This window comes from Pseudomonas sp. 5.2 (assembly GCF_059025405.1).
Genome location: NZ_JBYBHH010000013.1, coordinates 173,572 through 188,257, shown reverse-complemented (window position 1 = coordinate 188,257; position 14,686 = coordinate 173,572). Strand labels below are relative to the sequence as shown.

The 14,686-nt window shown below is 62.0% G+C and carries 14 protein-coding genes and 1 riboswitch; of the genes, 8 read left to right on the top strand and 6 right to left on the bottom strand.

Annotated elements, in window-relative coordinates:
* On the bottom strand, nt 1–1,575 hold the full coding sequence (gene nikA, locus AC5PZ0_RS20100) for a nickel ABC transporter substrate-binding protein (RefSeq protein WP_493855602.1): 1,575 nt from the start codon (nt 1,573–1,575) through the stop codon (nt 1–3).
* A 219-nt stretch (nt 1,576–1,794) separates the two neighbouring features.
* A riboswitch (cobalamin riboswitch) is annotated at nt 1,795–2,001 on the top strand.
* Between the two features lie 108 nt (nt 2,002–2,109).
* Here nikA and AC5PZ0_RS20095 point away from each other — a divergent pair.
* From AC5PZ0_RS20095 to AC5PZ0_RS20080, 4 genes are read left to right on the top strand one after another with little or no spacing between them, the layout of a single operon-like run.
* Entirely contained in the window at nt 2,110–4,248 is a 2,139-nt protein-coding gene (locus tag AC5PZ0_RS20095; RefSeq protein WP_493855601.1) for a TonB-dependent receptor, read from the top strand.
* Nucleotides 4,249–4,294: 46 nt separating this feature from the next.
* Nucleotides 4,295–5,080: an ABC transporter ATP-binding protein gene (locus AC5PZ0_RS20090; protein WP_493855600.1), complete on the top strand. Its 786-nt coding sequence runs from the start codon at nt 4,295–4,297 to the stop codon at nt 5,078–5,080.
* Nucleotides 5,077–6,045: an ABC transporter substrate-binding protein gene (locus AC5PZ0_RS20085; protein ID WP_493855599.1), complete on the top strand. Its 969-nt coding sequence runs from the start codon at nt 5,077–5,079 to the stop codon at nt 6,043–6,045. The genes AC5PZ0_RS20090 and AC5PZ0_RS20085 overlap by 4 nt, the downstream gene beginning before the upstream one ends.
* Nucleotides 6,042–7,061 carry a FecCD family ABC transporter permease gene (locus tag AC5PZ0_RS20080; protein WP_493855598.1) on the top strand — a complete coding sequence of 340 codons (1,020 nt, stop codon included), beginning with the start codon at nt 6,042–6,044 and terminating at the stop codon, nt 7,059–7,061. The genes AC5PZ0_RS20085 and AC5PZ0_RS20080 overlap by 4 nt, the downstream gene beginning before the upstream one ends.
* 20 nt (nt 7,062–7,081) lie before the next feature.
* Here the strand turns inward: AC5PZ0_RS20080 and AC5PZ0_RS20075 are convergent, their stop codons facing one another.
* Nucleotides 7,082–7,987 carry an alpha/beta fold hydrolase gene (locus AC5PZ0_RS20075; protein WP_493855597.1) on the bottom strand — a complete coding sequence of 302 codons (906 nt, stop codon included), beginning with the start codon at nt 7,985–7,987 and terminating at the stop codon, nt 7,082–7,084.
* 214 nt (nt 7,988–8,201) lie between these two features.
* Between AC5PZ0_RS20075 and AC5PZ0_RS20070 the strand changes: the two genes are divergently transcribed.
* Nucleotides 8,202–8,435: a hypothetical protein gene (locus AC5PZ0_RS20070; RefSeq protein ID WP_099429733.1), complete on the top strand. Its 234-nt coding sequence runs from the start codon at nt 8,202–8,204 to the stop codon at nt 8,433–8,435.
* Nucleotides 8,436–8,522: 87 nt separating this feature from the next.
* Here the strand turns inward: AC5PZ0_RS20070 and AC5PZ0_RS20065 are convergent, their stop codons facing one another.
* Entirely contained in the window at nt 8,523–9,242 is a 720-nt protein-coding gene (locus AC5PZ0_RS20065; RefSeq protein WP_099429732.1) for a tellurite resistance TerB family protein, read from the bottom strand.
* Nucleotides 9,243–9,410: 168 nt separating this feature from the next.
* Between AC5PZ0_RS20065 and AC5PZ0_RS20060 the strand changes: the two genes are divergently transcribed.
* Together AC5PZ0_RS20060 and AC5PZ0_RS20055 are read left to right on the top strand one after the other, a co-directional pair.
* Nucleotides 9,411–10,004 carry a hypothetical protein gene (locus tag AC5PZ0_RS20060; RefSeq protein ID WP_493855596.1) on the top strand — a complete coding sequence of 198 codons (594 nt, stop codon included), beginning with the start codon at nt 9,411–9,413 and terminating at the stop codon, nt 10,002–10,004.
* Between the two features lie 13 nt (nt 10,005–10,017).
* A complete protein-coding gene (locus AC5PZ0_RS20055) occupies nt 10,018–10,302 on the top strand; it encodes a hypothetical protein (RefSeq protein ID WP_099429730.1) in 285 nt (94 codons plus the stop codon).
* 40 nt (nt 10,303–10,342) lie between these two features.
* Here AC5PZ0_RS20055 and AC5PZ0_RS20050 read toward each other — a convergent pair whose 3' ends face one another.
* Nucleotides 10,343–10,840 (bottom strand): hypothetical protein, encoded by a 498-nt coding sequence (locus AC5PZ0_RS20050; RefSeq protein ID WP_099429729.1) that lies wholly within the window; start codon nt 10,838–10,840, stop codon nt 10,343–10,345.
* Between the two features lie 203 nt (nt 10,841–11,043).
* Here AC5PZ0_RS20050 and AC5PZ0_RS20045 point away from each other — a divergent pair, with 203 nt between their 5' ends.
* Entirely contained in the window at nt 11,044–12,177 is a 1,134-nt protein-coding gene (locus tag AC5PZ0_RS20045) for an aminotransferase class V-fold PLP-dependent enzyme (RefSeq protein ID WP_265969508.1), read from the top strand.
* 363 nt (nt 12,178–12,540) lie between these two features.
* Here AC5PZ0_RS20045 and AC5PZ0_RS20040 read toward each other — a convergent pair whose 3' ends face one another.
* Together AC5PZ0_RS20040 and AC5PZ0_RS20035 are read right to left on the bottom strand one after the other, a co-directional pair.
* A complete protein-coding gene (locus AC5PZ0_RS20040; protein ID WP_265970345.1) occupies nt 12,541–13,434 on the bottom strand; it encodes a LysR family transcriptional regulator in 894 nt (297 codons plus the stop codon).
* An 83-nt stretch (nt 13,435–13,517) separates the two neighbouring features.
* Entirely contained in the window at nt 13,518–14,570 is a 1,053-nt protein-coding gene (locus AC5PZ0_RS20035; protein WP_493855595.1) for an alpha/beta hydrolase, read from the bottom strand.
* Between the last annotated feature and the right edge of the window lie 116 nt (nt 14,571–14,686).

Below are 14,686 nucleotides of genomic sequence, written 5' to 3'. Positions count from 1 at the left end.
TCAGTCTCCCTGCTTCGGTGTCATGGCTTCGAACGGCACGTCGAACAGCGTGCTGCCAAATTGCACATGGGCAACGGAGTCGCGGCGAACGCTGATAGCGGTAAGGTAGGAAATCGGCAGGTACACGGCTTGCTCATGCAAGGTGGTGAGGATGAACCGGTACTGTTCGGCGCGTTGCTGCGCGTCGGTACTTGCCAGTACCTGGCCAATGCGTTGGTCCAGTTCGTCCTTTATCGCCAAACCACGCTGCGCCATGTAGTCGGCATGGCCGGCATAGCGCATGGAGCTGACAAAGGAGTGCGGGTCGTAGGGCGCTCCCCAGGTGTCGGCGAAGATCATGCCGAAGTCGCCATCGCGCTGGCGCCGGACCAGCCCACCTTCTTCGACCGCACGCAACTCGATGCGCATGCCGACGTGAGCCAGCTCGCCTTGCAGCACTTCGGCCAGGCTCTTCTGCAGTGCGCTGGTGCCGAGGAATACCAGTTCGATCGACAGCGGTTCACCGGCCTTGCTACGTACCGTTGCGCCTGCAGGCAGGGTCCAGCCGGCAGCGTCAAGTTGGCGGGCGGCTTGGGCAGGGTCGTAGGCGTAGGGTTTCAGGCCGATGTCGGCATAGGGCATGTTGCTGGCGAACAGGGTATCGGCACGGGGCTCGAGGCCATACAGAATCTTGTCGATGATTGCCTGCTTGTTTACCGCTTGGTTGATCGCTTGACGCACGGCCAGGTCACGGGTGGCGCCGTGCCCGGTGTTCATCGCCAGGGTGCGGGTAGCCAGCGGTGCCGAGAGGGCGGTGGCGAAGCCTTGGTCGCGCAGGCGCACGAACGTGCCGGCGGTAATCTCGCCGGCGGCCCCTTGAATCAGCTCGAGCTCGCCGGCCTGCAGGGCCAGCGCGCGGCTGTTGGGATCAGGGATGACGTTTACCCGCACCTCGCCATAGGCCGGTTTTGCGCCCCAGTAAAAGGGGTTGCGGGCAAAGCGGTCATACTCGCCCAAGCGCGATTCGATACGCATCCATGGGCCGGTGCCGGCGGGTTCGCCAGGTTTGGCCTGCGGGGAGCCGAAGCGCAGCGGGCGCACTTGGGCCAGTTCCATCAACGTTGGGTAGTACGGGTGCTTGAGCACCAGGCGCAAGGTCAGCCGGTCAGGGGCCTCGATGTGGTCGAGGGTGGTGACCAGCTCCATCCAGCGATGGCGTTGGCTATTGGCAAGGACGGCATCCAGGTTGGCCTTGGCAGCTGCAGCGTCGAATGGCGTGCCGTCACTGAAGCGCACGCCATCTCGCAAGTTGAAGGTGTAAGTCTTGCCATCGTCGGAGACTTGCCAAGCCTGTGCCAACCACGGCTCTACAGTGCCCGCCGAGGTGTAACGCACCAGCGGTTCATACACCATGGCCTGGGCGTACATCTGATTGGGCGAGTAGCCGCGTGGGTCGAGTGGGCCTGCGTTAACGGGCCAGGAATACACCAGCGTCGGGCTATGTTGGGGTGTGCTGTCTGCGTGTGCGCAGAGGCTCGCGGCGACCATCAGAATGCCCCAGAGGGCGGGCTTTGGTTTAGCTGACTGCTGCTTCACACGGGGTCCCCACTTCGACGGAGGCGTAAGGCTAAAGAGTGGTGGGTATGATGTCCATGCAAAAACTTCTTACTGAACGTTACAAAATGCCGCGCCAGAAAAGGCAATAGAAAGCCCTGGCGATGATTGAACCGTGACGCGTTCGCCCAGGGCCTGAAGTGGCGAGCTCAGGCGACCTGTTTGCCACAAGCCGGTTGACGCAGCGGGCTTTTGATGGTCATCTGCGCGCCTGTTTCAGGTGCCCCCTGCCGCCGTGCATGGGGTGAAACGGGAAGCCGGTTCGTCATCGTTCGATGATCAGTCCGGCGCTGCCCCCGCAACGGTATGCGAGCGAAGCATTCAAGACACCACTGTGCCCTGGCATGGGAAGGTGAAGGCTTCATGACCCTCGCGAGCCCGGAGACCGGCCTGAAGCATCGTTTGGCAAACCCGCGGTGGGCGGGCGCAGGCCGGTTTCCGTGGGCGTGCTCGCCCGCGATTCCTCTTTGCGTTGTTCCCCCGGGATTCTTTCATTCCTGCTTCAAGTGGAACGACATGTCCCGTTATTCGCTGTTCAGTTCTCTGCCAGGTACGCTGCTGCACGCCAGCCTGGTGCCCTGTGTTTTTCTCTCTGTTGCCGCCCACGCCGCCGAGGCGGACAACGCCCTGGCGCTACCGGCCACGGACATTACCGGCACGGCCGAGCACAACCCTCAGCCCGACCTGCATACCCCAGGCACCAGTGGCTCGAGGCTTGGCCTGACGCCGCTGGAAACCCCAGCCAGCGTGACCAGTATCAGTGCCGAGCAAATCCTCAAGCGCAACAACGCCACGGTGCAGGACGCGGTCACCCGTTCACCCGGCATCACCTTCATCGGCACCCCCGGTAACGGCGGCACGGCCTTGTCGGCCCGCGGCTTCACCGGGCACAGCTCGACCATGCAGTTGTACGACGGTACCCGGCTGTACGTGGGCGCCGGCACAGTGACCTTCCCGGTCGATACCTGGTCGGTCGAGCGCATCGATGTGCTGCGCGGCCCGGCCTCGGTGCTGTACGGGGAGGGCGCCACCGGTGCGGTGGTCAACGTCGTGCCGAAGAAGCCCTTTGAAGGCGAAATCCGCAATCACCTGCGCCTGGGCTACGGCTCGGATGACCGTCGGCAGATGGCCCTGGACAGCGGCGGCTCGCTGACCGACACCTTGAGCTACCGCCTGAACCTCAACAAGCTGGCCAGCAACGGCTGGGTCGACCGGGGCGATTCGCAGAGTCTTGCCATCAGCGGCGCGCTGCGCTGGCAGCCCAGCGATGAACTGAGCTTCACCCTCAGCCACGACTACGGAGACCAAGACCCGCAGCAGTACATGGGGACGCCGTTGGTGGACGGGCATTACCGCGAGTCGCTGCGCGATCACAACTACAACGTCGACAACGCCGAAGTGCATTACAACGACCAGTCCACACGGCTAGTCACCGACTGGGTAATCAACGACAACCTCACCGCCAGCAACCAACTGTACTTCCTCAAGGCCCAGCGCCGCTGGCGCAACGCCGAGACCTACACCTGGCTGCCAGGCGACCAGGTGCGGCGCAGCAGCTTCATCAGCATCAAGCAGACCCAGGAACAGCTTGGCGATCGCCAGTCGTTCACCCTGCAACATTCGCTGTTCGGCCTGGACAGCCAGACTGTGGTGGGCGCCGACTACAACACGATCCGTTTCGTGCGCAAGCACGACTTCGGCAACACCCTGACCGATACCGTGCCGCTGTCCGGTTCCGGTGGGGGCGAGTACATCAGCAACGACCCTTACCGCTCGCGCGAAGCCAACCAGGCCAAGCAGTTCTCGCTGTTCGCCGAAAACCGCACGCAACTCACCGAGCGCCTGTCGTTGATCACCGGTGCACGCCGCGACCAGGTGCACCTGAACCGCGACGACCTGGATGCCGATACCCGCACCGATCGCAGCTTGTCTGGCGACAACTGGCGCGCCGGCCTGGTGTTCGCGCTGACCGAGGACCTGTCGGTTTATGGCCAGTACGCCACCAGTACCGAAGGTGTGAGCAACCTGCTCACCCTCAACGCCACGCAGCAGCAATGGGACCTGAGCACCGCCAAACAGACCGAAGCCGGCATCAAGCACATGCTGCCTGACGGGCGAGGCGAGTGGACCCTGGCGGCGTATCACATCGTCAAGAAAAAGCTGCTGAGCACCGACCCGCTCAACCCCACGCTGCAACAGCAGGTCGGCCAACAGTCGTCGGACGGCATCGAGGCCACCCTCGAACTGCGCCTGCCGTATGACGTGCAACTGTCTGCCAACGCCGCCTGGGTGCGCGCGGAGTATGACGAGTTTGCCAGTGGCGCCAACGACTACTCCGGCAACCAGCCGATCAACGTGCCGCGCCGCTCCGCCAACCTGTGGTTGAGCAAAGACTTCGGCCAACGCTTCAGTGCCGGCGCCGGGGCGCGCTATGTCGACAGCCGCTACGCCGACAACGCCAACACCGTCGAGGTGCCCAGCTACACCGTGGTTGACGCCAACATCGACTGGCACGTGCAACCGGACCTGACCCTGGGCCTGCAGTTGAACAACCTGTTCGACCGCCAGTACGCCACCACCACGGGTAACAACGGCCGGCAGTGGTACCTGGGCGAACCGCGTTCGTTCTTCGTCACGGCTGACTACAGCTTCTGAGCCTGTCGCACCGGCCCCTGGCCGGTGCTTCCTGGAGGTGATGCCCATGACGCAACTGCACATCGAGGCCCTGGACTGGGCCCTGCTTGAGCGGGGACGGCCGCCGCGCCCGCTGCTGCAGGGTGTGGACCTGCGGGTGGAACAGGGCGAGTTCGTCGGCTTGATCGGCCCCAATGGCAGCGGCAAGACCAGCCTGCTGCGGTGCGCCTACCGCGCCAACGAGCCTGCCGAGGGCCGTGTGCGCCTTGGCGGTGATGACCTTTGGCAACGCAGCGCACGCTGGAGCGCACAACGCATCGCGGTGGTGCTGCAGGAGTTTCCCGACGCGTTTGGCTTGAGCGTTGGCGACATCGTTGCGATGGGGCGCGCACCGCACAAGGGCTTGTTCGACGGCGACACGGCCGAGGACGCCCGGCAAGTGGCCCAGGCACTGGCGCAAGTTGGCCTTGCCGGCCAGGGCGAACGGGCCTTTGCCAGCCTGTCTGGCGGCGAGAAACAGCGCGTGCTGCTGGCCCGGGCGCTGGTGCAGACGCCACAGCTGCTGCTACTCGACGAGCCAACCAACCACCTCGACCCACGCTACCAGCTGGAGCTGCTTCAGCACCTGCGTGGCCTGGGCCTGAGCATTTTGGCCAGCTTCCACGACCTCAACCTGGCGGCTGCGTTTTGCGATCGGCTGTACGTCATCGACGGCGGGCGCATCGTCGCCTGCGGTACGCCACAGCAGGTGCTGACCCCCGCGCTGCTGCTGCAGGTTTTCGGCGTCGAGGCGCTGGTCGACCCGCATCCCCTGCATCCCTACCCACGCATTACCTGGATCACCCGAACATGACTGTCCGCTACCTGATCGGCCTGTTGGCGCTGCTGACCGCGCTGCCTGCGATGGCCAGCGATTACCCCCTGAGCGTGCGCAGCTGTGACCGCGACATAACGTTCACCCAGCCACCGCAGCGGGTCGTGGTGCACGACGTGAACATGACCGCCATGCTGCTGCACCTGGGGCTGCGCGAGCACATCATCGGCTATACCGGCTTCACTGCCAGCAAGCACCGCGACCCGTGGGTGGATGCAGCGCTGCAGGGCGTACCACCGCTGGCCAGCCGTTACCCTGCCATCGAAACCTTGCTGGCGGCTGAAACCGACCTGTTCTTTGCCGGCTGGAACTACGGCATGCAGGTCGGTGGGCCAGTCACGCCCAGCACGCTCGCGCCGTTCGGTATCCCGGTGTACGAGCTGAGCGAGTCGTGTTCGTGGGTCATGGCCCAGCAACGGGCCAGGCTGGATGACGTTTATCGCGACCTGGGCAATCTAGGTCGGATTTTTTCCGTCGAGCCCCAGGCCGACGCCTTGATCGCGAACATGCGCACGCGCATCGGTGACGTGCAGCGCCGGGTTGAACACGCGCAGCCTACGCCCCGTGTGTTTCTGTACGACAGTGGCGAAGACCGCCCGACCACCTCGGGAAGGCTGGGCGTACCCCAGGCCCTGATCGAGGCGGCAGGCGGTCGCAATGTGATGGACGACGTGTCTGCCAGCTGGACCCAGGTGAACTGGGAGAGTGTGGTGGAGCGCGACCCGCAGGTCATTCTGATCGTCGACTATGGCCCGAGCAGTTGGCAGCAGAAGCGCGATTTCTTGCTGCGCCAGCCGGCGTTGAAAGACGTGCAGGCGATTCGTGAGCAGCGCTTCATCGTGCTGACTTATCTGGAGGTAACGCCCGCTGTCGAGAACGCCCTGGCCATCGAGAAGCTGGCTGCTGCCCTGCATCCGCAGCTGTTCCAAGGTGCCGTTCAATGAGGGTCGGGCACAGCCCTGTGGCCTACCGGTGGTTGATCGTGATGCTGAGCGCACTGTTGCTGGTGTCGTGCCTGATCGCCCAGGCATTCGGCCCCGCATCGGTACCGCTGGCCCACGTGGCCGGGATCGTCGGCCAGCAACTGGGCATCGCCGGGCCAGGCGAGTGGTCCCAAAGCCAGGCGCAGATCGTCTGGCTGATTCGCGCCCCCCGGGTTTTACTGGGGGCCTTGGTGGGTGCCGGCTTGGCACTGGTCGGCACGGCGCTGCAGGCCGTGACCCGTAACCCCCTGGCAGACCCGCACCTGCTGGGCGTCAGCTCCGGCGCGGCGTTGGGGGCGGTGCTGGTGATGCTCTACCTCGGCGAATTCATCGGCGCCTTCAGCCTGCCGTTGGCGGCGTTCATGGGCGCGGCGGCGAGCATGATGCTGGTGATCGCCGTGGCGCGGCGCCATGGCCGCATGGAAAGCGACCGCCTGCTGCTGGCGGGCGTCGCCGTGTCGTTCGTGTTGATGGCCGTGGTCAACCTGCTGCTGTACACGGGCGACCAGCACGCCGCCGCCTCGGTGGTGTTCTGGATGCTGGGAGGCTTGGGGGCGGCGCGCTGGCATGTCCTCTGGTTGCCGGCGCTTTGCGTGGTGCTGGGGCTGGTGGCCTTGCAGGTCATGGGGCGCGGGCTGAATGCGCTGATGAGCGGTGAGCAGACCGCAGTGAGCCTGGGCTTCAGCTGCCGACGCCTGCGCCTGCAGGTGTTCACCTGCACCTCGTTGCTGACCGGTGTGCTGGTGTCGCTCTCCGGTGCCATCGGCTTTGTCGGCTTGATGGTACCGCACATGGCGCGGGCGCTGGTGGGGGCGGAAAACCGCCGGCTGATGCCGGTGAGCGCACTGCTGGGGGGGATTTTCCTGGTCTGGGTAGACGTGGCTGCACGCACCCTGATCGCCCCGCAAGACCTGCCGATCGGCATTGCCACTGCGGCGCTTGGCGGGCTGTTTTTCATTGCCCTGCTCAAGCGCTGAACGGCGGTGGCAGGCGCCCGCTAGGGCTGCAGGAAATCAGTGACCACGTTGGCGAACGCTTCTGGCTGGTCGAGCATGACGAAGTGGAAGCTGTCGTCAATGCGCGTGAAGTTGATGTGCGGGGTATTGGCATAGGCGTTGCGGAAGGTCGCCTCGACATTGGCCGCAGGGATGCCGTACACCGGGTCATAGGCATAGACGACCTCGACCGGCACCTGGATGCGATCAAGCTCTGGGCGCAGGTCGGTGGTCATCAGTTCGTAAGTGGCTTGGGCCGTGGTCTGCCGATCCGAGCTTGTCGCCGCCGCAAGCAGCACAGGCCGGGCTGCTTCGCTTTTTACCAAGCGGGCAATGGATACACGCTGCAGGGCTTCAGCCTGCTCAGGCGTTGACGCCAGCAGCGAATCGCGGAATGCAGCCGCCTGCGGTTCGGCCGTCTCGCGGGTTGCGAAAGGGTTCATGAGCAGTGTGTAGAAGGGCAGGGCATCGACGATCATCAAGCGCGCGACCTGATCGGGGTGACGCGCGCCGAGCATCAGCGCCACCTCGCCACCCAACGAGTGACCAATGATGACCGGGGCCTTGAGGTGCTGGGTGCGGATGTAGTCAGCGATGGCCTCGGCCGTTGGCGCCACGACTTCTCCACGCGAGTCGGACACCGCAGGTGCGCCGGCGAAACCTGCGACCTGTACCAGGTGAAGGCGGTGGCTGCGCTGCAAGCGGGTGGCCAGATCACGCCACACCTCGCGGGAAGACGCCAAACCTGGGATCAAGATCACATCAGGGCCGCTGCCTTCGACCGTTACCGAAATGCGGTCTTTGTTCACCTGTGTCGGCGTCACGGGCGCCGGCTGGGTGGCCGATGCCGGGGCTGACAGCAGTGTGAACGCGGCGCCGAATGCCGCGAGGAGGGTGCGTGTACGCATGACATTTTCCTTTTGTCCTGTTCGCCGTCCGCTACTGCCAACGGGGTAAAACCGCTGGAGGATACCATCCAGCCTGTCTAATTAGCCTGCGGCAGCTATCTAATTCGAAGCGTCTGTACGGTAGCGCACAGACCGCTTGCGCCATTGCGCACAGGCTTTAACGGTCTGCATCCCAGGTGCAGCGGCTGTGAGGTTTCACTCAAGGCGTAAGGATATGGCGGACAAATACGTTGGAAAAAAAGTTGGGGTGGGTACGGATAATGTGGTCTACGTGATCAACATTTATCAGGATGAGACCGTTGAGCGCTCGCCCAATGGAATGATTCGGCATGAAGGTCCGGTGCATTATGAAATGCAATTCGGTGGGGCCGTGCGGCAGATATCGGAATCCGAATACGAAATCGCTAGCACGGGCGTGAGGGTCAGTGTGCAGGAAGGTGACAGCTAAACAGCACAACCTCACAGGCTGTTTACGCTCGGGGCCATGCCTGCGCGGGCTTCAGGTTAATGAAATCGCGCAGGCATCTCAGCCCGGTCAGGCGGCTCCCTTGGCCTGTTGTTCCAGGTGCACCTGCAAGGTCGGGTCGATTTGCAGAGCGCTGGCCAGTTCATCAAGGTAGGCCCGCTCTGCGGCCTGCTGGTCATCCACCAGCATCACGCTGGCCAGGTACATCTCCGCAGCCATGGCCGGGTCCTGTGCCGACTGTGCCACTTCGGCAGCATCGAGGGGTTTGCTGACTTCGTCATCCAGCCACTGCTGCAGTTGCGGGTCGCTGGTGTGACGTTTGATTTCTGCGTAGATCAACTGTTCTTCTTGCTCGTCGATGCGCCCGTCAGCTTTGGCTGCCGCAATTAGCGCGCGCAATATTGCATGGCTGTGGCCCTCGGCCTCGGGGCCGGACAATTGATCGACAGTACGCATGGCCTGTTGCGGGGCTGCCGCCTGGCTGCGCTGCCAGCTTTGATAGGCCTGGAACGCCATCATGCCCAGCGACGCCAGGGCCGCGTAATTGGTGCCACCCGTGGCGCGCCCCTGGCTAACGCCGCCAGCGCTGCCGCCACCCCGCAACAGGCCGCCCAGTAGACCGCCAAGGCCACCGCCGCCACCCGCGGCACTGCCGCCGTTAAGCAAACCACCCAGCAAGCCGCCCAAACCGCCCAGGCCATCTTGCGATGACAGGCCGCCGCTGCCTTGTTGCGCTTGCGAGCCTTGCCCGGCCCGAAGTAACTGTTCGAGAAGATCACTGGTGTTCATCGCCCCGCCCTCGGTCGGTAGTCGTTGCCCAGACAAGCAACGATAGCCCCCTCAAAGCGATTCGCCATGACCGTTTGGCCGACGGCTAAGCGTGACATTATTGAAGCAGCTAGGGAATGCATCCCCGCTCGTGTGGTCTGTACAGGCACTTTGCAAAGGACATGCGCCATGTCGATACGTACTGCACGCTGCTTGCTGCTTCTGCCGTTGTTTGCGGGCTGCCAATATTTACCTCTTACCGATTACTTCGTCGCGCCTGAAAACGAGCCGGATCCCGCGTGGGTTCGCGTCGTCAACTTCACGCAGCATGCCACTATTTACCAATACGAAAACGGCGTGCGCTCGGGCGGCGTGATCCGCACCGGGCCGCTGCCGTTCATCAATACACAGGACCAGGGCATGCCCAAAGCCGGGCAGGACTTGACGTTCGACTACTTCGAAACCCGTGTCAGGCCCGGTATCAAAACGCAGGTGGGCATGTTCTGGGAGGGGCCGCGTACGCAATCCTGCATGGTCGTAACTCAGTTCACGCCCCAGGCAGGGCGCTACTATCAGTTCAGGTTGACCTCCGGTTCAGGCGGTACCTGCACGCTGTATCCCACGCTGATTGAGCGCGACAAAGACGGCGCCGAGTGGCACCTCGTCCCCAACCCGCAAGTGACGTACCCCCACAGCGGGCCAACGGCCAAAACGACTTACAGTAACAGTCGCTTCGAAGACCCCGACTACCAACCCCCTGCGGGTCTGTACCCGGGCATGTAACGGAGTTGAACGAATGACGGAAAAGCCCGTGTACCTGTTCGCCAAGGTGCGGCAACCCTGTGAATATCGTCCCAACGTAACAGCCATCGTGCTGTTTGGTCTTGAGGTCGAAGGAGGGGAGGACCCGCCGGTTTATCTGGAGATTCGCTTCATCGATTACTGCGCTCAACAGGTTGAAGGCGATCACCTGATGCTGTCATTGGCGCAGGCCCTTGAGTCCGCGCGCGCCGATTACGGGATTTTGCCGGCTGATTGGCGTGCGCTGAGCCAGGAGGAGATTGATCGGATTGATGGGTAGCGGGCGACGCTTTAGCTTGTAGGTGAATCGCACGGCCCTGTTATTCCGGCTGCATTCGCCTGTTCCAGCCAAAAGTGTCGGCACAGGGTGCCAGCCATTGCCGTAGTTCTGGATTGCGCGCCAACGCTTCGGGTTCCAGCAAGCGCGCCCCTATATTGGCATGGCGCAGGAAGGTCACCTCGAGGCACTGCTGCAACTGTTCGACCAGCAAGGGGAAGCCCATCAGGTTGTGCAGGCGGGGCCACTTGATCTGCTTGCGGTAGCGCAGTTGCTGCGACTCGATGCGCAGGTCATCGTTGGGGCGCCACTGGACGTTGAAGAGCTTGTCATGACGCGACAGGTCGACCCACCAGCTACCGTTGGCCGGGATGTGCAGATCGAGTTTCAGGCTTTCAGGCCGCAACTTCTTGCGTTTGTAAAACCAGTGCTCGGGCGGCTCATTGCTCAGGTCAATGGAGCAGACGCTGTAGGACACCTCAGGGACATTGAACTGGGTAAACCATTCAGCGATTTCGGGGTGGGTCGGGTGATCGAACATGGTTGGCCTCGTCCTGAGAGAGCGGTCAGACAGTGCGGTAGCTTAATGGCTTGTTGGGTGGGGTGATAGCAGACAGTCACCACCGCCTGCTGTCGACTAACCGGACGTGAACGACCTCCGTCCGAGCCATGTTCTAACTTCTCAGTTGCCAAGGCTTAGGACTGGGTCCATACCAATGACATCTCTGCCAAAGGAGTCACCGCATGTCAAAGCTATATCCAAGTATTGATCCTGAGGGGCTGGTCGAGTATTCGGTGGTCTACACCGACCGCTCGCTCAATCATATGTCGCAGGCATTTCAAGGCGTGATGAAGAACATTTCCAGCACCCTGAAACAGGTCTATAACGCTCAGGCTGTTGCAGTAGTGCCGGGTAGCGGTACATTCGGCATGGAATCGGTAGCGCGGCAGTTTGCCACCGGCCAGCAGTGCCTGGTGATCCGCAACGGTTGGTTCAGTTATCGCTGGAGCCAGATCCTTGAGATGGGCAACATTCCGGCGGCTACCACGGTGCTGAAAGCCCAACCGATCGACACGGGTCGCCAGCCAGCCTACGCGCCCCCGCCTCTGGACGAAGTGTTAGCGGCCATTGAGGCGCACAAACCGCAGATTGTCTTTGCACCACACGTTGAAACGTCATCCGGGATTATCCTGCCCGACGATTACTTGCGGGCCATTGGCGACGCTGTGCATGCAGTGGGGGGGCTGTTCGTTCTGGACTGCATCGCCTCAGGCACGCTTTGGGTTGATATGGACAAGTGCGCAGTCGACCTGCTGATCAGCGCACCGCAGAAAGGTTGGAGCGCCTCCCCTTGCTGCGCGCTGGTGATGCTCAGTGCTTTGGCCCTCGAGCGCATCGAGCAGACGCATAGCAGCAGCTTTGCCTGCGACCTGAAAAAGTGGCTTCAGATCATGCAGGCATACGAACAGGGCGGACATGCTTACCACGCGACCATGCCCAGCGATTCTCTCGCGCGATTCAACGACGTGATGAGCGAGATGCAAGCCTACGGTTTCGACAAGGTGCGCGATGAACAACAGGCGCTGGGCGATCGCGTCCGCGCAATGTTGACCGGCAGAGGCATCAAAAGCGTGGCCGCAGCCGGCTTTCAGGCCCCGGGTGTAGTAGTGAGCTACACCGATGATCCCGACATCAAGAACGGTAAGAAATTTGCAGAACACGGCCTACAGATAGCCGCTGGAGTGCCGTTGCAATGTGATGAGCCGGCCGACTTCCAGACCTTCCGTATCGGTCTGTTCGGGCTCGAAAAGCTGCACAATATCGAGCGCACGGTCAGCACCCTTGAACGGGCGCTGGACGAAGTGATGGTGAACTGAGCCCTCCTTTTGGCTGCAGCACGGCTACGGCTGTCAGCTAGGGGTCGAAAGGGGTTACTAGCGAGCGGCTGCAATCGACCCATGGCTGCCGTTGGACTCACCAACATTTATAGTGGGAGCGGGTTTACCCGCGAAGCAGGCAACGCGGAGGATGGCACGGGCTTCGCCCGTGTTCGCGGGTAAACCCGCTCCCACAAAGATCACCTCAGACACGACTGGCAGCCATGGGTCGATAGCGGTCACTAGCGAACAACTGCATTCGACCCATTGCGGCCGGTCACGTACGACTGCAATCGATCAAAAAGCGTCTGCTGAATCGCGGGTTTGTGGGGCGGGTAAAATTCAGATGCTCAGGTCGGTGACTCAGTGCTTGTAGAGCAATGCTTCAACTACAACGCCAAATGCTGATGAATGTTCACGGCGATTTGGGTAGTAGAGATGGTAACCGGCAAAGGGTTGGCACCAATCTTCCAATACCCGCACAAGGCTGCCATCGGCTAGCTCCTTCGCCACCATGTCTTCCGGCAGGAAACCCAAGCCACATCCCGCCACGGCCGCACGCAGAATCGGCACGCTGCTGTTGAACGTCCATTGCCCTTCGACACGGGCCTTCAGTTCATGGCCATCCTTTTCAAAGTCCCATTGCATCAGGCTGCCATGGGTGGGGAGGCGCAGATTGATGCAATTTTGCGCGGCCAGATCACCGGGCTCCTTCGGCACCGGCCGCTGTTTGAAATAATCAGGTGAGCCCACGACCGCGATGCGCAGGGGCGGCCCGATGGGTACGGCGATCATGTCCTTGGCCACCTGGTCTCCCAGGCGTACACCGGCGTCATAGCGTTGCGCGACGATGTCGGAGAGGGCGTAGTCGACGGTGATTTCGACATTGATGTCCGGGTAGTCGGGAAGCACCTTTGAAAGCTTGGGCCACAGAATGTTGTTGGCGGCGTGTTCGGATGCCTGAATTCGCACATTGCCTGCCGGGGTGTCACGAAATTCGCTGACCGCGGCCAGTTCGAGTTCGATCTCATCGAACCGCGGCGCCATCGATTGATACAGCCGCTGACCCGCCTCGGTCGGCGAAACGCTGCGCGTGGTACGCGTCAGCAAGCGCACGCCCAAGCGGCTTTCCAGCGCGCGCATGGTATGGCTCAGTGCCGACTGCGAGACGCCAAGCTGGGCGGCCGCACGGGTGAAACTGCCTTCGCGGGTGATGACCACGAAGGCTTGCAGGTCGTTAAGATTAGCGCGTGACATTGATGAGGGCCTCTCATGAAGGGGCGCGGGATTGATCCATGAAAGCAGGTTGCACACGGATGCGCGACCCCCAAGCGTGTTGATTACAAGGTGCGGCCGTAAAACGCGGTCAGTTTGCCAATCGCGGCATCGACATAACGCGGTACCCAATAGGTTTCGATGTGCGTCGCGCCGTCGAGGATAAACACTTCCTTGTCGGTGGTGCCGGTGGCTTTGGCGAAGGCGTCCTGCGTCATGTACAGGCTGTCGGCTTTGCTGCCGGCGATCATCAGCAGCGGTTGGTTGATCAGCTCTATATGATCAGTGGCGTCGAAACGCATCAAGTCGATCAGGCTGCTGGTGGTGTATTTGAAGGTCGAGTTCGGGTGCGCGTGGGTCTTCCAGTAGTACTCATAACCTTGGCGATACAGCTCGAAGGGCAGTTTGGCAATCTGCTCGTCGGTGAGGTTGGCATCGCCCGAATACAGCACCGCGCCGCCGGCGGCTTCTTGCGCGCGAGCTGCTGACGCCTGTTGCAGGCGTTGCGCAATGCTGTCCATTTGCGAGTCGTTGTAGCCGTTGCGACGTACCCGGCCCGAGTTGAACATGCTCACCGTTGCCAGCGATTTGAAGCGTTTGTCGGTTTGCGCTGCCGCCAACGAATAACCACCGCCGCCACAGATGCCGAGCAGGCCCAGGCGCTTGTCATCGACGCCGGCAAACTGGCTGATGAAGTCGGCCATGCCGTGAATGTCTTCGATGCGATACGCCGGTTTATCGATGCTGCGCGGCTGACCACCGCTGGCCCCCTGATACGCCGCATCGGCAGTGATGGTGATGTAGCCCTGTTCGGCCAAGCGTTGAGCATACAGACCGGCGACTTGTTCTTTCACACCGCCATTGGGGTGTGCAACGACCACGGTCGGGTAGGTCTTCTTCGCGTCATAGTTAGCTGGGGTGTATACGTTGGCGGCGATATCCAGACCGTTGAGTTTGTAGCTGACCGGATGGATGTTGACCTTGCCCGGTTCGTTCTTGCTGATAGCGCCGTCGTAGGCGAGGGTGAACGGGTTCTTTTTGTAATCGGCGGCCAAGGCTTCGCCAGCCGAGAGGCCGACCAAGGCCGACATGAACGTGGCTTTGAGTGTATTTTTCACGTGAAGCTCCTGAGCATTCAAAAGGGCGGCAGTCGCAAAAGTGTTTGGGTCAGTTGAAGTAGTTGGGCCAAAGGCCGATGCGGAACTGGTTGAACCACAGTTGTTCGCTGCTCAGC